General features: G+C 70.8%; 18 protein-coding genes. 12 read left to right on the top strand and 6 right to left on the bottom strand.

Annotation, left to right across the window (positions count from 1 at the left end; translation table 11 throughout):
• The first annotated feature begins 206 nt into the window (after positions 1-206).
• Positions 207-3,236 (top strand): alpha-mannosidase, encoded by a 3,030-nt coding sequence (locus tag ACIBCK_RS25150; RefSeq protein ID WP_399393707.1) that lies wholly within the window; start codon positions 207-209, stop codon positions 3,234-3,236.
• 108 nt (positions 3,237-3,344) lie between these two features.
• Here ACIBCK_RS25150 and ACIBCK_RS25145 read toward each other — a convergent pair whose 3' ends face one another.
• The 3 genes from ACIBCK_RS25145 to ACIBCK_RS25135 all read right to left on the bottom strand — a co-directional run bounded on the left by ACIBCK_RS25145 (position 3,345) and on the right by ACIBCK_RS25135 (position 5,872).
• Positions 3,345-4,349 carry a HEAT repeat domain-containing protein gene (locus tag ACIBCK_RS25145; RefSeq protein ID WP_399393705.1) on the bottom strand — a complete coding sequence of 335 codons (1,005 nt, stop codon included), beginning with the start codon at positions 4,347-4,349 and terminating at the stop codon, positions 3,345-3,347.
• 43 nt (positions 4,350-4,392) lie between these two features.
• Positions 4,393-5,064 carry a HEAT repeat domain-containing protein gene (locus ACIBCK_RS25140; protein WP_399393703.1) on the bottom strand — a complete coding sequence of 224 codons (672 nt, stop codon included), beginning with the start codon at positions 5,062-5,064 and terminating at the stop codon, positions 4,393-4,395.
• Positions 5,065-5,170: 106 nt separating this feature from the next.
• Entirely contained in the window at positions 5,171-5,872 is a 702-nt protein-coding gene (locus tag ACIBCK_RS25135; RefSeq protein WP_399393702.1) for a FadR/GntR family transcriptional regulator, read from the bottom strand.
• Between the two features lie 178 nt (positions 5,873-6,050).
• Between ACIBCK_RS25135 and ACIBCK_RS25130 the strand changes: the two genes are divergently transcribed.
• The 8 genes from ACIBCK_RS25130 to ACIBCK_RS25095 are packed head-to-tail and all read left to right on the top strand — an operon-like array spanning position 6,051 to position 14,150.
• Positions 6,051-7,136, top strand: a complete 1,086-nt coding sequence (locus ACIBCK_RS25130; protein WP_399393701.1) for a sugar ABC transporter substrate-binding protein — start codon at positions 6,051-6,053, stop codon at positions 7,134-7,136.
• Between the two features lie 8 nt (positions 7,137-7,144).
• On the top strand, positions 7,145-8,749 hold the full coding sequence (locus ACIBCK_RS25125) for a sugar ABC transporter ATP-binding protein (protein ID WP_399393699.1): 1,605 nt from the start codon (positions 7,145-7,147) through the stop codon (positions 8,747-8,749).
• A complete protein-coding gene (locus tag ACIBCK_RS25120) occupies positions 8,742-9,779 on the top strand; it encodes an ABC transporter permease (protein WP_399393697.1) in 1,038 nt (345 codons plus the stop codon). The genes ACIBCK_RS25125 and ACIBCK_RS25120 overlap by 8 nt, the downstream gene beginning before the upstream one ends.
• A 49-nt stretch (positions 9,780-9,828) precedes the next feature.
• A complete protein-coding gene (locus tag ACIBCK_RS25115) occupies positions 9,829-11,169 on the top strand; it encodes an L-fuconate dehydratase (RefSeq protein WP_399393695.1) in 1,341 nt (446 codons plus the stop codon).
• Positions 11,166-11,957, top strand: coding sequence for an SDR family NAD(P)-dependent oxidoreductase (locus ACIBCK_RS25110; RefSeq protein WP_399393693.1), 792 nt, complete (start codon positions 11,166-11,168; stop codon positions 11,955-11,957). Before ACIBCK_RS25115 ends, ACIBCK_RS25110 begins: the two co-directional genes overlap by 4 nt.
• Before the next feature lie 5 nt (positions 11,958-11,962).
• The gene (locus ACIBCK_RS25105; protein WP_399393691.1) at positions 11,963-12,976 is read left to right on the top strand and encodes an aldo/keto reductase; all 1,014 of its coding nucleotides are present in this window, start codon (positions 11,963-11,965) and stop codon (positions 12,974-12,976) included.
• Positions 12,973-13,287, top strand: coding sequence for an L-rhamnose mutarotase (locus tag ACIBCK_RS25100; RefSeq protein ID WP_399393688.1), 315 nt, complete (start codon positions 12,973-12,975; stop codon positions 13,285-13,287). The genes ACIBCK_RS25105 and ACIBCK_RS25100 overlap by 4 nt, the downstream gene beginning before the upstream one ends.
• Positions 13,284-14,150: an amidohydrolase family protein gene (locus ACIBCK_RS25095; protein WP_399393687.1), complete on the top strand. Its 867-nt coding sequence runs from the start codon at positions 13,284-13,286 to the stop codon at positions 14,148-14,150. The genes ACIBCK_RS25100 and ACIBCK_RS25095 overlap by 4 nt, the downstream gene beginning before the upstream one ends.
• A gap of 1 nt (position 14,151) precedes the next feature.
• Here ACIBCK_RS25095 and ACIBCK_RS25090 read toward each other — a convergent pair whose 3' ends face one another.
• Positions 14,152-15,573: a lipase maturation factor family protein gene (locus tag ACIBCK_RS25090; RefSeq protein WP_399393685.1), complete on the bottom strand. Its 1,422-nt coding sequence runs from the start codon at positions 15,571-15,573 to the stop codon at positions 14,152-14,154.
• A gap of 494 nt (positions 15,574-16,067) precedes the next feature.
• Here ACIBCK_RS25090 and ACIBCK_RS25085 point away from each other — a divergent pair, with 494 nt between their 5' ends.
• From ACIBCK_RS25085 to ACIBCK_RS25075, 3 genes are read left to right on the top strand one after another with little or no spacing between them, the layout of a single operon-like run.
• The gene (locus ACIBCK_RS25085) at positions 16,068-17,141 is read left to right on the top strand and encodes a DUF6777 domain-containing protein (protein ID WP_399393683.1); all 1,074 of its coding nucleotides are present in this window, start codon (positions 16,068-16,070) and stop codon (positions 17,139-17,141) included.
• A gap of 42 nt (positions 17,142-17,183) precedes the next feature.
• On the top strand, positions 17,184-19,253 hold the full coding sequence (locus ACIBCK_RS25080) for a SpoIIE family protein phosphatase (RefSeq protein ID WP_399393681.1): 2,070 nt from the start codon (positions 17,184-17,186) through the stop codon (positions 19,251-19,253).
• Between the two features lie 10 nt (positions 19,254-19,263).
• The gene (locus ACIBCK_RS25075; RefSeq protein ID WP_399393679.1) at positions 19,264-20,124 is read left to right on the top strand and encodes an Fpg/Nei family DNA glycosylase; all 861 of its coding nucleotides are present in this window, start codon (positions 19,264-19,266) and stop codon (positions 20,122-20,124) included.
• 37 nt (positions 20,125-20,161) lie between these two features.
• Here ACIBCK_RS25075 and ACIBCK_RS25070 read toward each other — a convergent pair whose 3' ends face one another.
• Positions 20,162-20,815, bottom strand: coding sequence for a zf-HC2 domain-containing protein (locus ACIBCK_RS25070; RefSeq protein ID WP_399393677.1), 654 nt, complete (start codon positions 20,813-20,815; stop codon positions 20,162-20,164).
• Positions 20,816-20,993: 178 nt separating this feature from the next.
• Entirely contained in the window at positions 20,994-21,509 is a 516-nt protein-coding gene (locus ACIBCK_RS25065; protein WP_399393675.1) for a hypothetical protein, read from the bottom strand.
• Positions 21,510-21,636 lie beyond the last annotated feature (127 nt).

Here is a 21,636-nt window from a genome sequence, read left to right as displayed (position 1 = left end):
CGATTGATTCCCCAACCCCGCCCCTTCCCGAAAACCGTGCCTGCGCCCCGGGCCTACCTGGGGCTCCGCCCCAGACCCCGCTCCTCAATCGCCGGAGGGGCTGAAAATCAGCCCGTCCGGCGTTTGCGGACGAACTCGGCGGAGCCGGTGATGACAGCACGCAAAGCTCCCGGCAGAGTCCCCCCGTTCCAACCCTCGGAGAGAACATGCACGACGACCGCACCCTCATAGAGGCCCGCCTCAAGCGCGTCCTGGACGAGCGCATCCGCCCGGCCGTCTACCCCGAATCCGTACCCCTGGACGTCGCCGTGTGGACGGCTCCGGGCGAGCCCGTGCCCGTCGAAGAGGGACTCGCGGCGCACCCCGAGCCGACCGAGGTCGGCGCGCGGTGGGGTGCCCCCTGGGCCACCAGCTGGTTCCAGGTGACCGGCACCGTGCCCACGGAGTGGGCGGGAAGGACCGTCGAGGCCATCCTCGACCTCGGCTTCGACGAGAACATGCCCGGCTTCCAGTGCGAGGGCCTGGTCTACCGCCCCGACGGCACCCCGGTGAAGGGCCTCAACCCCCGCAACCAGTGGGTACGGATCGCCGCCCCGGCGACCGGCGGCGAAGATGTCCACCTGCACATCGAGGCCGCCTCCAACCCCGTCATCCTCGACTACCACCCCTTCCTGCCGACCCAACTCGGCGACAAGGAGACGGCCGGCAACGAGCCCCAGTACAAGCTGGCCCGCATGGACCTCGCCGTCTTCGACGAGACCGTGTGGCAGCTCGTCATCGACCTCGAAGTGCTCGGTGAGCTCATGCAGGAGCTTCCCGAGGACTCCGGGCGCCGTTACGCGATCGTGCGTGCCATCGGCCGCGCCCTGGACGCCGTCGACCTCCAGGACGTCAACGGCAGCGCACCCGCCGCCCGCGCCGAGCTCGAAGGCGTCCTCACCACCCCCGCCGAGCCCTCGGCCCACCGCATCAGCGCGGTCGGCCACGCGCACATCGACTCCGCGTGGCTGTGGCCGCTGCGCGAGACGGTGCGCAAGGTCGCGCGTACGACGTCGAACATGACCGCGCTCATCGAGGACGAGCCGGACTTCGTCTTCGCCATGTCGCAGGCGCAGCAGTGGGCGTGGGTCAAGGAGCACCGGCCCGAGGTGTGGGTGAAGGTCAAGAAGGCGGTCGCCGACGGGCGGTTCGTGCCCGCGGGCGGCATGTGGGTCGAGTCCGACACGAACATGCCGGGCTCGGAGGCGATGGCCCGTCAGTTCGTGCACGGCAAGCGGTTCTTCATCGACGAGTTCGGCGTCGAGAACGATGAGGCGTGGCTGCCCGACACCTTCGGCTTCGCCGCCGGCCTGCCGCAGATCATCAAGGCGGCCGGTTCGAAGTGGCTGCTCACGCAGAAGATCTCCTGGTCGCAGACCAACCGCTTCCCGCACCACACCTTCAACTGGGAAGGCATCGACGGCACTCGCATCTTCACGCACTTCCCGCCCGTCGACACCTACAACTGCTCGATGAAGGGCAGCGAGATCGCCCACGCGGCGAAGAACTTCAAGGACAAGGGAGTGGCCCGGCACTCGCTCGCTCCGACGGGCTGGGGCGACGGTGGCGGTGGTACGACCCGCGAGATGATCGCGAAGGCGGGGCGGCTCCGCGACCTGGAGGGCTCGGCGACCGTCGAGTGGGAGACTCCCGCTGCCTTCTTCGAGAAGGCCGAGGCGGAGTACCCCAACGCCCCTGTCTGGGTCGGTGAGTTGTACCTGGAGCTCCACCGCGCCACCCTCACCAGCCAGGCGGGCACCAAGCAGGGCAACCGCCGCAGCGAGCACCTGCTGAGGGAGGCCGAGCTGTGGGCGGCGACGGCTGCCGTCCGCTCGCCGGAATTCTCGTACCCCTACGAGGAGTTGGACCGCATCTGGAAGACGGTGCTGCTCCACCAGTTCCACGACATCCTGCCCGGCTCGTCCATCGCCTGGGTGCACAGGGAGGCGCGCGCGACGTACGCCAAGGTCGCCGAGGAGCTGAACGGCATCATCGACGCGGCTCAGCGGGCGCTCGCGGGGGAGGACGGAGGCTCGGGCACTCTCGTCTTCAACTCCACCCCGCACACCCGGCACGGGGTTCCCGCCGGAGGCGCCCGACTGGCCGCGATCGACGGTCAGTCGGCGATAGCCTCGCGCGCCGAAGGCGGATTCGTCCTGGACAACGGCCTGCTGCGGGTCGAGATCGACGCGCGCGGCCTCGTCGTGTCGGCGTACGACATCGTGGCCGACCGGGAGACCGTCGCACCCGGCCAGGCGGCGAACCTGCCGCAGATCCACGCGGACTTCCCGAACATGTGGGACGCGTGGGACGTCGACGAGTTCTACCGCAACACGGTCACCGACCTCACGGAGGCGGAAGCGGTCGAACCCGCGGAGGACGGCGCCTCGGTCCGTGTCGTACGAACCTTCGGCGCCTCACGCCTGACACAGGTCCTGACTCTGACGCCCGGCTCGCCGCGCCTGGACATCGACACTGAGGTCGACTGGCACGAGACGGAGAAGTTCCTGAAGCTGGCGTTCCCGCTGGACATCCACGCGGAGCGGTACGCGTCGGAGACGCAGTTCGGCCACTTCTACCGGGCCACGCACACCAACACGAGCTGGGAGGCCGCCAAGTTCGAGGCGTGCAACCACCGCTTCGTGCACGTGGAGGAGCCCGGCTGGGGCGTCGCCCTGGTCACCGACTCGACGTACGGCCACGACGTGACCCGCACGGTCCGCACCTCGGACTCCGGTACGACCACGACGGTGCGCGCCTCGCTGCTGCGCGCCCCGCGCTTCCCCGACCCCGAGACGGACCAGGGCGTCCACCGCTTCCGGCACGCGCTGGTCCCGGGCGCGGGGATCGGCGACGCGGTGCGTGAGGGCTACCGGATCAACCTGCCCGAGCGGCAGATCGCGGGCGGCGGTGCCGAGGTGGCGCCGCTGGTGACGGTCGACAACGACGCCGTCGTCGTCACGGCGGTCAAGCTCGCCGACGACGGCAGCGGCGACGTGGTCGTCCGCTTCCACGAGTCGCGGGGAGGCCGCGCGAAGGCGACGCTGGCCGCGGGCTTCCCGGTCGGCTCCGTGAGTGTGACGGACCTGTTGGAGCGACCCCTCGCGGACACCGCGGCACCGGACCACGCGGCCGACGGCATCACCCTGACGCTGCGTCCGTTCGAGCTGATGACACTACGGCTGACGCGAGCGTGACGGCGCTGCCCCGCTGAGGGCTCCGGGATTCCCCTTCCTGACCAGGCGTCACACACCGCGGCACGCGACTGCGGTGGGCGCCAGGGGGCCCCGGGGCCAAGCGGGCCGTCACTCTTCGTCCCGTAGCCGCAGCAGGTACGTCGCTGTCAGCGCTACGGCGCGGTCCGTGTCCTGGGTGAGTTCGGTGAGCGCGGTTGACGCCCTCGGTCCGGGGATGCCTGCCAGTGCCTGGGTCAGGCGTCCGCGAGCGGGCGCTTCGGTGCTGGCGCGGGTGAGGCGGTCGACGAGCCTGGTCGCGATCCGGTCCGCACGCGCGGTGTCGCTCGCCAGCACGCTGAGCGCATCGGCCGCGTCCGTGTCGTTCCTGCCCGCCACGATCATGTCGACGAGCGTCGGGATCGCCTCGGCCGTTCCGCGGGCCCCGAGCGCCAGCGCCGCATGCCCCCGGACCACGACGTCGGGGTTCGCGAGAGCATCCCGCAGCCGCGCCGTGGCCTCGTCACCGGACAGCTCCGCGAGGGCCTGAACGGCACGTTCCCGCACCGCGGCCACTGGTGAGTCGAGGCCCTGCGCCAGGAGTCCCAGGCCGCCGTCGCCCGACCGGGCCAGTGCCCAGCGAAGGGCCCCTGCGACGTTCGGCTCCGTCTCGCTCAGGGCCGCCTCGACCAGGGCCTCCACCGGAACCGGCACCTCGTCGCCCGAGGACAGAGCCGCGCGCTGACGCGTGTCGGCGCTCTTCGAGCCCAGAGCCTGGAGGAGCGCGACGACCTGGAGGACGTCCTCCCAGCCGGAGGGACCCGCGGCATCGATCCGGCGCAGCCGCGTGAGCAACTCCGTCTCGGCCGCGATGCGTTCGCGCGTCTGAAGGATGAGGTCACCGACGAGCGCCGAGGGCGTGAATCCGGGATCGTCCAGCGCGCGTCCGATTTCACGGAGCGACAGACCGAGCGACCGCAGGCTCTCGACATGGAAGATCCGCCGGATGTCCTCCCCGGCATACTCCCGGTAGCCGGAGCCGGTACGTCCCGAAGGCCGCACCAGGCCGAGGGACTCGTAATGCCGGAGCATGCGGGCGCTGACCCCGGACCTCCGCGCCACCTCACCGATCAACACGCTTTCATGCCCCTCTTGTCAGTCTCCTTCGTGCTCCCTCGTGTCAGTGTCCCTCCTGGTCGGAGCCACCCAGTGCCACGATGCGTTTCGCCTCGTCGACCGCGAACTCGAATCCGGCGTCCGGGTCGCGCAGCAGCCGCTCCGTGGCGATCGCGTGCGTCCGCACACGTGGGTCGGGGCCTGTGGTCGCGGCACGCAGCGCCGGCACGATCACTTCCCCCAGCGCGACCAGCGCCCGGCTGAGACTCAGCTGCGTCTCGCGCTCGCCACGCCCGAGCTGTGTCGCGAGGACCGTGGCCAGTGCGGGCTCCTCACCTTCCGGCACGAGTACGACCGCGGTCCGCCAGGCGCTCCGTGCCACCTCGTCGTCGGCGTCGGACAGGAGCGTCCGGGTGATGGCCGGCCACGCCTGCCGGTCGCCGATCTTGGACAGCGTGTGCAGCGCCTGGCTCCGCGCCTGCGCACGCTGCGAGCGGACTTCGCGGAGCAGCGCGGGGAGTGTCACGTATACCGGGTGGCGGGTGAGGGCCCAGGTCAGCATGTCGCGGACGAAGAACTCGGGCTCGACGGCGCAGCGCTCGACGAGCTTGTCGACGAAGCGCGGGTCGGGCGCCGTGCCGACGGTGAGAGCGGCCCGCAGCCGTACGGACGCATTGCCGTCCTCCAGCCCGTGGAGTGCTCGGGTCGCGTCTGTGTCCTGTCTCGTGATCGTCACTGGTGACCACCTCCTGGTCGCCAGTGAAGACCTTGTCACCGTGTCAAGGTCAACCCGTCACAAGTCACAGCCCGCCCCCCCCCGACCAGGCCTGGTCGCCCCGGGCCTATTCGTCCAGCTGCGTCCGCAGCCACTCCTCCACCTCGCCCACGTGCGCCGCCGCCGCGGCCCTCGCCGCCTCCGGGTCCCTGGCCACCAGGGCCCGGTGGATGCGCGCGTGCTCCCGGCGGGTGCGCTCGAAGGCGCCCTCTTCCTGGTAGCCGCGCCACACCCGGGCGCGGAACGTGCGCGAGGAAAGGCCCTCCAGGATCGCCGCCATCGTGTCGTTGCCCGCCGCGAACGCGATCGCGCGGTGGAAGGCGAGGTCGTGGGAGAGGATCTCCTCCGGGTCGTCCGTGGCGTTCATCGCCTCCAAGTGCTTCTCGACGTCCGCAAGTTGATCCGCCGAGATGCGCGCCGCCGCCAACGCCGTCGCCGTGGACTCAAGGATCCGGCGTACCTCTAGGAGCTCCACGAGCCGTGGTCCTCTGGAGAGGTCCGCCACGACGCCGAAGGTCTCCAGGAGGTCCCCGGCCTCCAGTTGCGTGACGTAGATGCCCGAGCCGTGCCGGGCCTCAAGGACCCCCATCACCGTGAGGGCGCGGATCGCCTCCCGCATGGAGCTGCGCGAGATGCCCAGCTGAGTGGCCAAGTCCCTTTCCGTGGGCAGCCGTTGCCCCGGTTCGAGACGGCCCTCGCCGATCATCGCCTTGATCTGCTCGATGGCCCGCCCGGTCACGGTGCCCTTCTGCGGGGCGGTCTGGTCCACGTAACGCTCCTCCACTGGCCGGGTGCGCCGCAGTCTAACCAGAGATGTGGTCGGACCACTACGGCCTGAAAGCAGGAAAACTTGGCGCCAAGGGGTGTTGTGAGCGCCAAGTGGTCTGATAAATATTCGCCCATCAGTCGCTAGGACTCCCGATCCACCCTCGATGAGGAGCCGTCAGATGGCCGGCAGAACAGTGCGCAACAGGTCCAGCAGGGCGGGGATTTCGCGGACGGCGCGAATCGCCGCCGCGGCGGCCTGCGCGTCCCTCGTGCTCGCGGCATGCGGCAGTACGAAGGACAGCGCGGCGCCCGCGGGCGGTGAAGGCGGCGGCGAGGGCAAGGTCGGAGTGATCCTGCCCCTGCTGACCTCGCCGTTCTGGCAGTCGTACAACGACTACGTGCCGAAGATGGCGAAGTCAGAGGACGTCGACGCGATGAAGACCGTCAACTCCAACAGCGACCCCTCGCAGCAGATCACCGACATCAACAACCAGCTCAACCAGGGCATCAAGGGGCTCGTCGTCGCCCCCCTCGACAGCGCTGCCATCTCCGCGGGCCTCGACCAGGCCGAGCGCAAGGGCGTTCCCGTGGTCGCCGTCGATGTCGCCCCCGAGAAGGGCAAGGTCGCGATGGTGGTGCGGGCCAACAACGTCGCCTACGGCGAGAAGGCCTGCGACTACCTCGGCGAGCAGGTCAAGACCGGCAAGGTCGTCCAGATCATGGGAGACCTCGCCTCCGTCAACGGCCGTGAGCGCTCCGAGGCGTTCCGCACCTGTGTGAAGAAGAAGTACCCCAAGCTCAAGGTCCTGGAGATCCCCGCCAAGTGGGAGTCCGACACGGCCGCGTCGAAGCTGGACACGCTCCTCAACTCCAACCCCGACATCAAGGGCATCTACCTGCAGGCGGGCGGCGTCTATCTCGCGCCCACCCTGCAGACCCTGAAGTCCAAGGGATTGCTGAAGAAGGCGGGCGAGAAGGGGCACATCACCGTCATCTCGAACGACGGCATCCCGCAGGAGTTCGACGCCATCCGCAAGGGCCAGATCGACGCCACCGTCTCGCAGCCCGCCGACGCGTACGCCAAGTACGGGATGTACTACATCAAGGCCGCGATGAACGGGAAGAAGTTCAAGCCCGGCAAGACCGACCACGACTCCACCATCGTGAAGCTGCCCAGCGGCATCCTGGAAGACCAGCTGCCCGCGCCACTCGTCACCAAGGAGAACGTCGACGACTCCAAGCTGTGGGGCAACACGGTCACATGAGTACGCCGATGACCAAGCCCACGGCACACGGTCCTGCGCTCGTCGAAGCGACCGGAATCGTCAAGCGGTACGGACCCACCGTCGCCCTGCAGGACGGACAACTGACCGTCCTGCCCGGTGAGTCCCACGCCCTCGTCGGCCGCAACGGCGCGGGCAAGTCCACCCTCGTCACCATCCTCACCGGGCTCCAGGCCCCGGACGCGGGCACCGTCCTCTTCGACGGCGAGCCCGCACCGCCGCTCACCGACCGCGACGCCTGGCGCCGCAAGGTGGCCTGCGTCTACCAGAAGCCAACGGTCGTGCCCGACCTGACCGTTGCCGAGAACCTCTTCATCAACCGGCAGCCCGAAGGGCGCGGCGGCTTCATCAGCTGGCGCAGGCTGCGCGCCCAGGCGGCCGAGGTGCTCGACACGTGGGACGTACGGGTCGACCCGGACGCGCGAACCGCCGACCTCAAGGTCGAGGACCGGCAGATGGTCGAGATCGCGCGGGCGCTCAGCTTCGGGGCGCGCTTCATCGTCCTGGACGAGCCCACCGCGCAGCTCGACAACCGTGAGATCGAGCGGCTCTTCACGCGCATGCGGGCGCTCCAGGAGTCCGGCGTCACCTTCCTCTTCATCTCGCACCACCTCCAGGAGGTGTACGAGGTGTGCCAGACCGTCACGGTCCTGCGCGACGCCCGCTGGATCACCACCGCGCCCGTGGCCGATCTGCCGCGGGCCGCCCTGGTCGAGGCGATGGCGGGCGAGGCCCTGCGGGAGAAGGAGGCCGCGGAGGAGTCCGTCGCTCGGACCGAGGTCCCCGCCGACGCCCCGGTGATGCTCGACGTCAAGGGCCTCACCAGCGCGTCGTACGCGGGCATCGACCTGACCGTCCGCAAGGGAGAGGTCGTCGGCCTCGCCGGATCGAGCGGCAGCGGCAAGATCAACCTCGCGGAGACCATCGCGGGACTGCACATGCCGACCGGCGGCAGCGCCCAACTGGACGGCAGTCGCCTGCCGTTCGGTGACGTCACCGCCACGCTGCGGGCCGGCGTCGGCTGCGTCCCGCGCGACCGGCACGACCAGGGCCTGGTGTTCGGGATGACGATCGGCGACAACGCCACGATGACCGTCCTCGACCGGCTCGGGAAGTACGGCTTCGTCCGCACCGAACGCAAACGGAGCTTCGCCGAGGACCTGATCGACCGCCTCGACATCCACGCCGAGGGACCCGACCAGCCGGTGTCGGACCTCTCCGGCGGGAACGCCCAGAAGGTCGTCATGGCGCGCGCCCTCGCCTCCGACCCGCGACTCCTCGTCCTCATCAACCCCACCGCGGGCGTGGACGTGAAGTCCAAGGAGTCCCTGCTGGCCCGGATGGACCACGCACGCGAGGACGGCACCGCCGTCCTCGTCGTCTCCGACGAGCTGGACGACCTGCGGCGCTGCGACCGCGTCCTGGTCCTCTTCCACGGCAGGATCGTCGCCGAGCACGAGGCGGGCTTCACCGACCACGACCTGATCGCCTCGATCGAGGGGGTGGGCACGACGGGCCCCGACAGGGGCGCGGGGAACTGCGCGGCCAGCCACAACGGGCCCGCAGCCGAAATTCAAGGAGACCACAGTGGCTGATACCAAGGCCCCGGCCGCACAAGCTGCCCCCGCAAGGAAAAGCACCGCCGAAAGCCGCGCAGCGAAGAGCATTCTCCTGCGACGTGCACGCGAACTCGCCCTGGTTCCAGCACTGTTGCTTCTCATGATCCTGGGAGCCCTGCTCAATGACTCCTTCCTGACGGAGCGAAATCTCATCTCGATCCTCGGCGCCTCTGCCGCCCTCGCGATGGTCGTCCTCGCCGAGTCCCTCGTGCTGATCACGGGTAAATTCGACCTGTCCTTGGAGTCCGTCGTCGGCATCGCGCCGGCCGTCGGTGCGCTCCTCGTCCTGCCCGCCGCCCAGGCCGGGTTCGGCACGGACATGCCCGTGGCTGCCGGGCTCCTCGCGATCCTGCTCGTCGGCGGAGCCATCGGCGCCTTCAACGGCATCCTCGTGGTGAAGCTCAAGCTCAACGCCTTCATCGTCACGCTCGCCATGCTGATCGTGCTGCGCGGACTGCTCGTCGGCGCGACCGAGGGCAAGACGCTCTTCGGCATGCCCGACGCCTTCTACACCCTCGCCACCACGACGTTCCTGACCATCCCGCTCTCCGTGTGGCTGGCCGCCGTCTCCTTCGGCGTCGCGGGCTTCGTCCTGAAGTACCACCGTGTGGGACGTTCCCTGTACGCGATCGGCGGCAACGCCGACGCGGCACGCGCCGCCGGCATCCGCGTCGAGCGCGTGATGCTCGGCGTGTTCATCGTCGCCGGGTGCCTCGCCGCCGTCGGCGGACTCATGCAGACCGGCTACGTCGGCGCGATCAACGCCAATCAGGGCCAGAACATGATCTTCACCGTGTTCGCCGCCGCGGTCATCGGCGGCATCAGCCTCGACGGCGGCAAGGGCACCATGTTCGGCGCACTCACCGGCGTCCTGCTGCTCGGCGTCGTACAGAACTTGCTCACTCTCGCCCAGGTGCCGTCCTTCTGGATCCAGGCCATCTACGGCGGAATCATCCTGGTCGCCCTGATGATCGCGCGCGTCACCACCGGCCGCGCACAGGACTGACCCCGTTCCGGGTTCCCCGTCTTCCTGCCCCTTTCCGGAAAGGCCTCCTGTGTCCCCGACTTCCGCCCGCATCACCGCGGTTGACACCCATGACGTACGGTTCCCGACCTCACGGGATCTTGACGGATCCGACGCGATGAACCCGGACCCCGACTACTCCGCCGCCTATGTCATCCTGCGTACCGACGCGGACGACGGCCTGGAGGGGCACGGCTTCACGTTCACCATCGGGCGCGGCAACGACGTACAGGTCGCCGCGATCGAGTCGCTGCGCCACCATGTGCTCGGGCGTTCCGTCGAGGAACTCTGCGCCGATCCCGGGACGTTGAACCGCGACCTCGTCGGGGACAGTCAGCTGCGCTGGCTCGGCCCGGAGAAGGGCGTGATGCACATGGCCATCGGCGCCGTCGTCAACGCGCTGTGGGACCTGGCGGCCAAGCGGGCGGGCAAGCCGCTGTGGCGGTTCCTCGCGGACGCCGAACCCCAGTGGCTCGTCTCCCAGATCGACTTCCGCTACATCGCCGACGCCCTCACTCCTCAAGAGGCCCTGGACATACTCCAGTTGGGCAGACACGGAGCCGCGGAGCGTGAAGTCCTGCTGCGAGAGCGCGGCTACCCCGGCTACACGACGTCGCCGGGCTGGCTCGGCTACAGCGACGAGAAGCTGACCCGTCTCGCCCGCCAAGCCGTCGCCGACGGCTTCACCCAGATCAAGCTGAAGGTCGGCGCGGACCTGGCGGACGACGTACGCCGCTGCCGTACCGCCCGCGAGGCGATCGGCCCCGGCATCCGGATGGCGATCGACGCCAACCAGCGCTGGAACGTCGGTGAGGCCGTCGAATGGACTCGGGCCCTCGCGGAGTTCGACCCGTACTGGGTCGAGGAGCCCACGAGCCCCGACGACGTCCTCGGTCACGCGGCGATCCGCAAGGCGGTCGCCCCGGTCAAGGTCGCCACCGGTGAGCACGTGCAGAATCGCATCGTCTTCAAGCAGCTCCTCCAGGCGGGCGCCATCGACGTGCTCCAGATCGACGCGGCCCGCGTCGGCGGCGTCAACGAGAACCTCGCGATCCTGCTGCTCGCCGCCAAGTTCGGCGTCCCCGTCTGCCCGCACGCCGGTGGCGTGGGCCTGTGCGAGCTCGTCCAGCACCTGTCGATGTTCGACTACGTGGCGCTGTCCGGCACCACCGAGAACCGCGTCATCGAGTACGTCGACCATCTCCACGCCCACTTCATCGACCCGGTCGTGGTGCGCGACGGCCACTACCTGGCGCCCACCGCGCCCGGCTTCTCGGCCACCATGCGGGCCGAGTCGCTCGCCGAGTTCACCTATCCGGACGGCGCCTTCTGGGCCGCCGACCTCGCTCAGGGCAAAGGAGCAGCCGCATGACGGACGCCAAGGACGCCAAGGACGCCAAGGACGCCAAGGACTTCGAGGGTCTGAAGGCTCTGGTCACCGGCGGAGCCTCCGGTATCGGACGGGCCACCGCCGAGCTGCTCGCCGCGCGCGGGGCCCAGGTCGCCGTGCTCGACCTCGACCCCAGCACCGTGGAGAAGCCGCTCACCGGCCACCGCGCCGACGTCTCGGACGACGCCTCGGTGCGCGAAGCCGTCGCCGCCGCGGTGGCCGACCTCGGCGGACTGGACGTCCTCGTCAACAACGCGGGCATCGGCGCCCAGGGCACCGTCGAGGACAACGACGACGACCAGTGGCACAAGGTGCTCGACGTGAACGTCCTCGGGATCGTGCGCACCACCCGCGCCGCCCTGCCACACCTGCGGGTCTCCCGCCACGCGGCGATCGTCAACACCTGCTCGATCGCCGCCACCGCGGGCCTCCCGCAGCGCGCCCTGTACTCGGCGTCCAAGGGCGCGGTGCTCTCCCTGACCCTCGCCATGGCCGCGGACCACGTACGCGAAGGGGTGCGCGTCAACTGCGTCAACCCCGGCACCGTCGACACCCCCTGGGTCGGCCGTCTCCTGGACGCCGCGCCCGATCCCGTGGCCGAGCGTGCCGCACTCGAAGCCCGGCAGCCGACCGGCCGACTCGTGAGCGCGGACGAAGTCGCGGGCGCCATCGCCTACTTGGCGAGCCCGCTCTCCGGAGCGACCACCGGCACGGCGCTCGCCGTCGACGGCGGCATGCAGGGCCTGCGCCTGCGCCCGGCGGCCCGGTGAGCGGCATGACCCGGCGCGCCATCGGACCCGGCGGCGTCGAGGTGACCGAGTTGTCCTTCGGCGCCGCCGCCCTCGGCAACCTCTACGCCCCGATCACCGACGAGGAGGCCGCCGGGGCGATCGACGCCGCGTGGGACGCGGGCATCCGCTATTTCGACACGGCGCCGCACTACGGCATCGGCCTGTCCGAGCGCCGCCTTGGCGAGGCAATGCGGGCCCGGCCCCGCGAGACGTACACGCTCTCGACGAAGGCAGGCCGGCTCCTCGAACCGGTGGAGGCCCCCGAGGGCGACGACCTCGCCCACGGCTTCGCCGTGCCCGCCACGCACCGCCGTGTCTGGGACTTCAGCGCGGACGGCATCCGCCGCTCCCTGGAGGCGAGCCTCACCCGCCTCGGGCTCGACCACGTCGACATCGTCTACCTCCACGACCCGGACGACCACGCGGAACAGGCCTTCCGTGAGGGGTACCCGGCCCTGGAGCGGCTGCGTTCCGAAGGCGTCGTCGGCGCGATCGGCGTGGGCATGAACCAGACGGCGATGCTCACCCGTTTCGTCCGCGAAACCGACGTCGACGCCGTGCTGTGCGCGGGCCGCTACACGCTCCTGGACCAGAGCGCCCTGGCCGACCTCCTGCCTGCCGCGCACGAGCACGGCACGGCGGTGGTGATCGGCGGCGTCTTCAACTCGGGCCTGCTCGCCGACCCCCGCCCCGGCGCGACCTACGACTACACCACCGCACCCCGCGCCCTCGTCGACCGGGCCCTGCGTCTGAAGGCGACGGCCGAGCGGCACGGCACCACGCTGCGCGCCGCCGCCCTGGCCTTCCCCCTGGCCCACCCGGCGGTGACCACCGTCCTCGTCGGCGCCCGCTCGCCGTACGAAGTCCGGGACGCGACAGCGCAGTTCGCGACCGCCGTCCCCGACGACTTCTGGAAGGAAGCCCGCGCGGAAGGCCTGCTGCCGGCCAACGTCCCCGTACCCGCATCCGTCCCCGCCCCCGGAGAGGACCCCGCGTGAGAATCGCCCTGCACACCAAGGTCCGCGCCGACCGCGTCGCCGAGTACGACGCCGCGCACCGCGAAGTGCCCGCCGAACTGGTCGCCGCCATCCGCGCGGCGGGCGCCACCTCCTGGACGATCTGGCGCAGCGGCACCGACCTCTTCCATGTCCTGGAGTGCGCGGACTACGCCCGCATGCTCGCCGAGCTGGACAAGCTGCCGGTCAACATCGCCTGGCAGGCACGCATGGCCGAGCTGCTCGACGTCGTCCACGACTACTCGGCCGACGGCGCGGACGCCGGGCTGCCCGTCGTCTGGGAGCTGCCGTGACAGCGCGCCTCATCGACGCCCACCACCACGTGTGGGACCTCTCCGTACGTGACCAGGAATGGATCACCGGCGAGGCGCTCGCCCCGATCCGCAGGAACTTCTCCCTGGCCGATCTTCTGCCCGAGACCCGCGCGGCCGGTGTCGCGGCGACCGTGCTCGTCCAGACGGTCACCGTCGCCGATGAGACCCCCGAGTTCCTCGCCCTGGCGGCGGGCAGTGATCTGGTGGCGGGCGGTGACCTGGTGGCGGGTGTGGTCGGTTGGACCGACCTCACCCGCCCGGACGCCGGTGACGCGCTCGCGAAGCTGCGTAAACTCCCGGGCGGTCAGCGCCTCGTGGGCATCCGGCATCAGGTGCAGGGCGAGCCCGACCCGCAGTGGCTGCTGCGGCCCGACGTGCGCCGGGGTCTTGCCGCGGTCGGCGCGGCCGGCCTCGCCTACGACCTCGTGGTGCTGCCTCACCAGCTGCCGGCCTGCGTCAAGGCGGCCCAGGAACACCCCGGCCTCACCTTCGTCCTGGACCACTTGGGCAAGCCGCCCATCGCATCCGGCGCACTCGAACCCTGGGCCACCGCGATCCGCGCGCTCGCGGAGCTCCCGAACACCGTCTGCAAACTCTCCGGCCTGGTGACCGAAGCCGACCCGAAGACCTGGACGGTGGATGGCCTGCGACCGTACGCGGACACGGTCCTGGATGCCTTCGGGCCCGACCGGCTGATGTTCGGCTCGGACTGGCCCGTCTGCACTCTGGCGGCGACATACGCCGAAGTCCTCGACTCGGCACGCGAGTTGACAGACTCGCTGAGTGGGAGCGAACGAGCCGCCGTGTTCGCCGGTACCGCGACCCGCGTCTACGGCCTCTGACTCACCGGGGCGATGACACCCGCGTCGGCGGCAGGAACTCCCGGACGTATGTCCGCTCCCAGTAGGCGCCCGTCTCCCGCAGCTCGCGCCAAGTCGTGTAGCGGTAGCGGTAGAGCCGGGCGCGGATGTACGCGGGAGGCGCGTCCTGCGGGAACGGGACGTGCCGCAGCAGCCGCAGCGTGTCCCGGTCGCCGTCCAGGAGCCGCTCCACCAGTGGGCCGAACCACGAGCGCGCGTAGGCGGGGGAGAGTGCCGCGAACCACATCATCCAGTCGAGCCGCAGATGGTAGGGGGCGAACTGCCGCGGTCGGCGGCGCACATCGCCCGGCTTGCCCCTGAACCCGTACTCCTGCCACTCCGACTCCTGGCGTGGCGTCGTGTCCGCAGTGCCCTCGATGACGACCTCCTGCCGGACGCGGCTGACGCTGCCGAACGCGCCGTACGCGTTGACGAGATGGAGCGGGTCGAAGGAGTAGTTCATGATCTGCCCGCGCGTGAAGAGATTGCGCGCCGGACGGTAACTCAGCCCCAGGATCAGTGCGGTCACCGCGATGACGACCACCTCGTACCAGAGCGGGGGAGCGGGCGTGGCCGTGGACGGCGCTCCCGCGCCGCCGAAGTCCACGACGGACACGGCGAGCACGATCGTCAGCCAGTTCAGCCAGGCGAAGTTGCCGGACAGGACGAGCCACAGCTGGGTGGCGATCATCAGGCAGGCGGCGGCCGTCGCGATCGGCTGCGGGGTGAACAGCAGGACGGGTACGACGAGTTGGGTGAAGTGGTTCGCCGCGACCTCCGCCCGGTGGACGGGTTTGGGCAGATGGTGGAAGAACCAGCTCAGCGGGCCCGGCATCGGCTGTGTCTCGTGGTGGAAGTACAGGCAGGTGAGCTTGCGCCAGCAGGCGTCGCCGCGCATCTTGATCAGCCCGGCGCCGAACTCGACGCGGAACAGCACCCAGCGCAGCAGCAGGAGGATGAGCACCGGCGGCGCCGTGTCGCCATTGCCAAGGAAGACGGCGAGAAAGCCGACCTCCAGGAGCAGCGACTCCCAGCCGAAGCCGTACCAGGTCTGTCCCACGTTCACGATCGAGAGGTAGAGGACCCACGGCACGAGCCAGAGCAGCATGCCGCCCCACAGGGGCAGGAGCCCGTCGACGCCCGCGAGCAGCGCGAGGGCGCAGGCGCAGCCGGACCACGCGACGAGCGCGAAGAAGCGGTCCGAGTAGTGCAGCTGGAAGAGGCTCGGCGCCCGGCGGAACGGCACACGCTCGACGTAGCGCGGCACGGGCAGCATGCCGCGCTCCCCGATCAGCGCACGGAACTGCAGCGCGGCGCCCAGGAACGCGACGAGATAGAGCGCGGCGAGGCCCCGCTGAAACACGAGGCGCCCGAGCCAGTACTGATCCCCTGAGAACCAATCCACAAGCCCATCTTGCGCCCAACCCAGCCACGCTCCCTCCCCGGCTCGCGAGGGTGCCCGCACGGGGCCGCGCTTCCCGGCCAGCGCTGCGGACACCCCGGCTGCCTCCCGCCTCGCGCCCCGGACGCACAGGCGGTCGCCCCGTTCGTGCCCAAACGGGCCAGGCTCCCTTCCCGGTTTGCGCAGCGGGTGCGCGGGCCGTCTCCCGGCTCGGGCCGCGGACAGACGCGCCGCTTCCGGGCCGCGCCCCCAACCGGCTCCCCCCGGGTTTGCTGCTTGGACGCTCAAGGCCGTTTCCCGATCTGCCCCGGGGACTCACGGGCCATCTCCCAGCTCACGCCCCGGCCGCCCTTCCCTGCTCGCTCCCCGGACGCACCGGCACTCTCCCGCCTTGCGCACCCGCTCCGGCTGGCTCAGAGAATGGGGCGGAAGCGCCCGACGACAGGCGGGAGAGCGCTGTGCGTGTGCCTATCAGGCTCGCCAGGAACCATGCGGCGGTGTTCGCGATATCCGTGGCCGTCGCCGTCGCGGGATGCTCCGGCGGTGGCGGGGAGGACACCGCTGACGGTGGCTCCGAGCTGTTCATGCAGCCGGTTGCCGCACAGGGGCCCGATCCGTTCACCGACTCCACTGCTACAGCCACGGCGAGCCCCTCGCCCGTCACCCGTTCGCCGCAGCCCTCGCCGACCGGAACCTCATCGCCCACGGCCCAAGGCGTGCGCTCCCTCTCGGGCGGTACGCCAGGCCTGTACGGCGGCACGCGTTCCCTCGCCAGCTGCGACGTCGACGCCCAGGTCCGTTTCCTCAGCGCCGACCAGGGCAAGAGCCGCGCCTTCGCCCAGGTCTCGGGCGTCTCCCAGGCCGGCATCCCCGGCTTCCTGCGCGGCCTGACGCCTGTCGCGCTGCGGGCCGACACCCGCGTCACCAACCACGGCTATCGCGACGGCGGCGCCACCAGCTACCAGTCCGTGCTGCAGACCGGCACCGCGGTCCTCGTCGACAACCGAGGGCTGCCGCGCGTGCGGTGCGCCTGCGGAAACCCGCTGAAGCCGCCGGTCGCGCTCAAGGGCACCCCGAGCCACCAGGGCAAGCAGTGGTCCGGCTACCGCCCGGCGCAGGTCGTGGTGGTGACTCCGGCCCCGAAGATCATCGTGAACATCACCATCGTGAACATCGTCGACAACACCTGGATCGAGCGGAAGGTCGGGGACAAGCACGGCCGCCATGACCACACCGTGCCCCCTCCGACACCGACCCCGACCACGCCGACCCCCAGCACGCCCACCCCGAGCACGCCGACCCCCAGCACGCCCACTCCGAGTACGCCCACCCCGAGCACGTCGTCCCCGAGCGACCCCGACGACAGTGACTCGCCCAGCGACAGCGACTCGCCCAGTGACAGTGACACTCCGAGCGACAGCGACACCCCGAGTGACAGCGACTCGCCCAGCGACCGGGACGCCACCTCCACGGACTGCCCCACGCTCCCTCCCGTCACCGGCGCGGAGCCGCCCACCGGCGTCCCGACGGACATCCCGCCGGGCTGCCCCACGCCCGTGCCGAGCGGCTGAGCGTGCGCGCTCGGGCCCGACAGCGAAGAATCATGAAGTGTCATGACGCCCACGTCACTGCCGGACGACTGGCCAGCGCATCCACGGTCGATCCTGGCCCTCAACCACACAGGCTGCTTCGACTGGGACCTCGACAGCGGCCTGATGCACCTCGACGCCTCCGGCCAGGAGGTCTTCGACCTGCGGGCCGGTGAGTACGACGGCCACCCGACGAGCCTCGCCGTCCGCGTCCCACCGGTGGAGTCGCACCGCCTCGACGCCTACGTCTCGCACGCCCTCAAGGACGGCAGCCGGACCTACGGCATCTACTTCCGCATCCGGCTGCGCGACGGCGGACTCCGCTGGACCCATACCCAAGGATTCATCCAGCGTGACGCAACGGGCCGGCCGCGCCGCATCGTGGGCATCGTCCGCGACGCCACCCAGGAACTGGGCGACAGCACGGCCCGGCATCAGCGCGCCGACGAGGAGGAGGACAGGCGCCGCCGTACGAGCATCGTGCAGGGCACCACGGCGGCCCTCGCGCACGCGCGCACCGTCCGTGACGTCATCGACGTACTCAAGGACACCAACGGCCTCGCGCACCTGGGCGCGTCGAACCTGGTCATGGGCCTGGTCGAGGCCGGGCGGATCCGGCTGGTCGCGGAAGGGCCCGTGGGCAGCTTCGTGCCGGGCACCAAGTTCACACGGATCGACGAGCGGTTTCCGATGAGCGACGCCGTGCGCACGCTCTCGCCGCGCTTCATCGAGACGGCGGCCGAGTTCGCGGCCTCGTACCCGGAGCTGTGGCCGCACATAGACGAGCTTGGCATCACGGCGGCCGCGTATCTGCCGCTGATCGCGCAGGCCAGGCCGATCGGTGTGCTCGGCCTGCTCTACCAGGACAAGACCGGCTTCACCGAGGAGGAACGCAACGTCCTCGTCGCGCTCGGCAGCGGCATCGCGCAGAGCCTCCAGCGCGCCATGTTCTACGAGCAGGAGAAGGACCTCGCCCAGGGCCTCCAGCAGGCGATGCTGCCGCGCACCATCCCCGGCGTACCCGGCGCCGACATCGCGGTCCGCTACCGTTCGGCGGCGCTCGGCCGGGACATCGGCGGCGACTGGTACGACGTGATCCCGCTGCCGGGTGGCCGGGTCGGGGCGGTCATCGGCGACGTACAGGGCCATGACACCCACGCGGCGGCCGTCATGGGCCAGTTGCGCATCGTGCTGCGCGCCTACGCCGCCGAGGGGCACACGCCCGCCACCGTCATGGCCCGCGCCTCGGGCTTCCTGCACGAGCTGGACACCGAACGCTTCGCCACCTGCCTCTATGCCGAGGCCGACCTGACGTCGGGCGTGGTCCAACTGGTGCGGGCCGGTCACATCGACCCGCTCCTCCAGCAAACCGACGGAAGCTGCCGCAGGGTGCCGGTCGACGGAGGGCTCCCGCTGGGCCTCTCGGCCGAGTTCGGCCGGCTCGAATACCCGGTCACCACCTTCGAACTCGACGCGGGCCAGACCCTGTTGCTCTTCACCGACGGCCTCGTCGAGGAGCCGGGCGTCGACCTCGACGACGGCCTGCGGGCCCTGGGCGAACTCGCCTGCTCGGGGCCGAGCGACCTTCAGCAACTCGCGGACCGGCTCTGCGAGATCGCGGACGAGCGCGGCGGCGAGGACGACGCGGCGCTGCTCCTCCTGCGCCGCCGCCCGGTCGACGCCCCCCGGTCCGGCGGCCGCCTCCAGCAGCATGTGGGCCCCGGCGACCCGGAGGCCCTCGCCGAGGCCCGGCACATGATCCGGGCCGCGGTGCGCGCCTGGGGCGCCCGGGACCGCGCCGACGACATCGAGCTGGTGGCGGACGAGGTGATCACCAACGCGCTGATGCACACCGACGGCGCGGCGGTCGTGACCCTGCGGGTGGTCAGCGGCACCGACCGGCGGCTGCGCGTGGAGGTCGAGGACTCGTCGAGCGCACTGCCGCGCCGCCGCGAGGCGGGGGAATCGGGAGTATCGGGCCGGGGGTTGATGCTGGTGGACATGCTCGCGGACGGGTGGGGTGTCGAGTCGCGCGGCGGCGGCAAGAGCGTGTGGTGCGAGTTCATCGTGCCCGCGCGGGAAAGCCAGGGTTAGGAGCGAGTGGATGCCGGAACTCCCCGAGGTCGAGGCGCTGCGCGCCTTCCTCACCGATCACCTCGTCGGCCACGAGATCGTCCGGGTGCTGCCCGTGGCGATCAGCGTCCTCAAGACGTACGACCCGCCGCTCGGTGCCCTCGAAGGGCGCACCGTCACGGCTGTCGCGCGCCACGGCAAGTTCCTGGACCTCGACGCCGACGGCCTGCATCTGGTCACCCACCTCGCCCGCGCGGGCTGGCTGCACTGGAAGGACCACCTCCCCGACGGCACGCCACGCCCCGGCAAGGGCCCCCTCGCGCTGCGCGTCGCCCTGGAGACCGGGGAGGGATTCGACCTGACGGAGGCGGGCACACAGAAACGCCTCGCGGTGTACGTGACGGACGCACCGCAGGAGATCCCGGGCATCGCCCGCCTCGGCCCCGATCCGCTGGCCGCGGACTTCGACGAGGACCGTTTCGCCGGTCTCCTGTCGGACGAACGCAGGCAGATCAAGGGGGCGTTGCGGGACCAGACCCTGATCGCGGGCGTCGGGAACGCGTACAGCGACGAGATCCTGCACGCGGCCCGCATGTCCCCGTTCAAGCTCACGTCGAGCCTCACGAAGAAGGAGGTCCATGGGCTGTACGCGGCGCTGCGGGCCACGCTGACCGAGGCCGTGGAGCGCTCGCACGGTGTGGCGGCGGGCCGTCTCAAGGCGGAGAAGAAGAGCGGCCTGCGCGTCCACGGCCGCGCCGGCGAACCGTGCCCCGTGTGCGGCGACACCATCCGCGAGGTCTCCTTCAGCGACTCCTCGCTGCAGTACTGCCCCACCTGCCAGACGGGCGGGAAGCCGCTGGCGGACCGGCGGATGTCGCGACTGCTGAAGTAGCCGGGAGCGTACGGGAGTTCACGGCGCGTGGGGCTGCTCAGGGGCGCCGCAAGGTCAGCAGTCGCCGTCCGTCCGTCGTGCGCACCTCGTAGCGGGCGATGTCGTCGCGGGGCAGCGCCGCGCCGCCCCGGGTGGACAGCTCGGCGGACGCCTCGCCCGCGGGCACCTTCCACGTCGTCACCGTCTGCTCGGAGCCGTCGGTGCCGACGGCGACGAGCTCGCAGACGTGGGCGCCCTCCGGGTCGCGGATACGGAGCCCGATGTCCGTGCCCCAGTCGCGGCCCCGCGCGGTCAGGGTCGCCGAGACGCCCGTACGGCCGTCGCGGGCGGAGAGCTGTTCCGGCCCCGGCCCGTCGGCCCGCAGAAACGCCGTGGCGGGCGCCGCGAGCGCCAGTGCGACGCTTGCCGCGACCGCGCACAGCCACCGCCTGCGCCCGGCCCTGCGCAGCCGCCCGGCGTCGGCGAGCAACCGGCCCGCGAGACCCGGACTCGGCACGGCCAGCGGTTCGACGTGCGACGGCGTGAGTCGGTCATAGGCGGCCAACTGCTGGGCTGTCGGGCCGAGTTCCGCGACCAGGGCCCGGCAGTCGGGGCAGTCCATGAGGTGGTCGTCAAAGCGGAAGGTGTCCGCCGCGTCGAGCACACCGAGCGCGTAGGCGCCGGCGTCGCGATGCCGCTCCAGGGACCTCATGGCGTTCCTTGCGTGACGATTCGGGCAGGGGCGAGTCCGGCGGGGGAGAGCCGAACGGGGGTGGTTCCTGCCCTCCCGTACGCAGCGGACCGCCGAAACACTCAAGACGCCGGACGCGAACACGCGCGCGGTCCTTCAAACGCCTCGGCCGCGCTGCCGGAGCGTCCCTGCCGTGGCGTCAGAACAGATGGATCGCCAGATGTCCGAGTGGCAGCCCCAGGCGCCAGGCCGCCGTCCACACCTTGGGCCCGTCGTCCTCACCGCACGGTGCCCCCCCGCCGGGCACCGCGTCGAGATCGGGCGCGAGCAGCTCCGTCTCCTCGAGCCATCGCCATGCCTGGTCGGCGAGCGCCAGGTCGGGCGCGGGTTCGCCGGAGGTGAGCGCGTCCGCCGTGAGTGTGGCCATCCGCTCGCCGACCCAGTCCTGCCACGGCTGGTCGTACGCGGTCAGGGACAGCCAGGTCTCCAGCTGGGAGACGACCCGGATGCCCGACAGCTCGCCCTTGGTGTCGGAAAGGAAAATGGTCAGGGCCAGAGCGTCACGCCCCGCGCGGTATTCGAAAGATGTCGGCGGCATCAAATCGCCGGTGCGCAGTAATTCGTCCGCGATGTACTCGGCGTACAACCACGCCATCGGCACGGCCAGTTCGCCATCACTCGGGCCCTCCGCGTTTCCTCGGCTCTCGTGCAGCATCCCGTCTCGCCTTCCTCCGATCCGTGCGCGTCGCCGGCCTCTGGCCCCCAATCCGGAACACGGATGAGGACAGCCGATTACCCGGAGGGGTACCTGAGCAAGGCGCTTTACGGAGGCTTGACCCAGG

Source organism: Streptomyces sp. NPDC051218, from assembly GCF_044455475.1.
GTDB lineage: Bacteria > Actinomycetota > Actinomycetes > Streptomycetales > Streptomycetaceae > Streptomyces.
This window is presented reverse-complemented; position numbering and strand designations above follow the sequence as displayed.

Excerpts from the sequence above, each read along its gene's own strand:
- ACIBCK_RS25080 (WP_399393681.1), top strand. The coding sequence starts at position 17,184 with ATGACGCCCACGTCACTGCCGGACGACTGGCCAGCGCATCCACGGTCG.
- ACIBCK_RS25065 (WP_399393675.1), bottom strand. The coding sequence starts at position 21,509 with ATGCTGCACGAGAGCCGAGGAAACGCGGAGGGCCCGAGTGATGGCGAA.
- ACIBCK_RS25125 (WP_399393699.1), top strand. The coding sequence starts at position 7,145 with ATGACCAAGCCCACGGCACACGGTCCTGCGCTCGTCGAAGCGACCGGA.
- ACIBCK_RS25075 (WP_399393679.1), top strand. The coding sequence starts at position 19,264 with ATGCCGGAACTCCCCGAGGTCGAGGCGCTGCGCGCCTTCCTCACCGAT.
- ACIBCK_RS25150 (WP_399393707.1), top strand. The coding sequence starts at position 207 with ATGCACGACGACCGCACCCTCATAGAGGCCCGCCTCAAGCGCGTCCTG.
- ACIBCK_RS25130 (WP_399393701.1), top strand. The coding sequence starts at position 6,051 with ATGGCCGGCAGAACAGTGCGCAACAGGTCCAGCAGGGCGGGGATTTCG.
- ACIBCK_RS25070 (WP_399393677.1), bottom strand. The coding sequence starts at position 20,815 with ATGAGGTCCCTGGAGCGGCATCGCGACGCCGGCGCCTACGCGCTCGGT.
- ACIBCK_RS25105 (WP_399393691.1), top strand. The coding sequence starts at position 11,963 with ATGACCCGGCGCGCCATCGGACCCGGCGGCGTCGAGGTGACCGAGTTG.
- ACIBCK_RS25110 (WP_399393693.1), top strand. The coding sequence starts at position 11,166 with ATGACGGACGCCAAGGACGCCAAGGACGCCAAGGACGCCAAGGACTTC.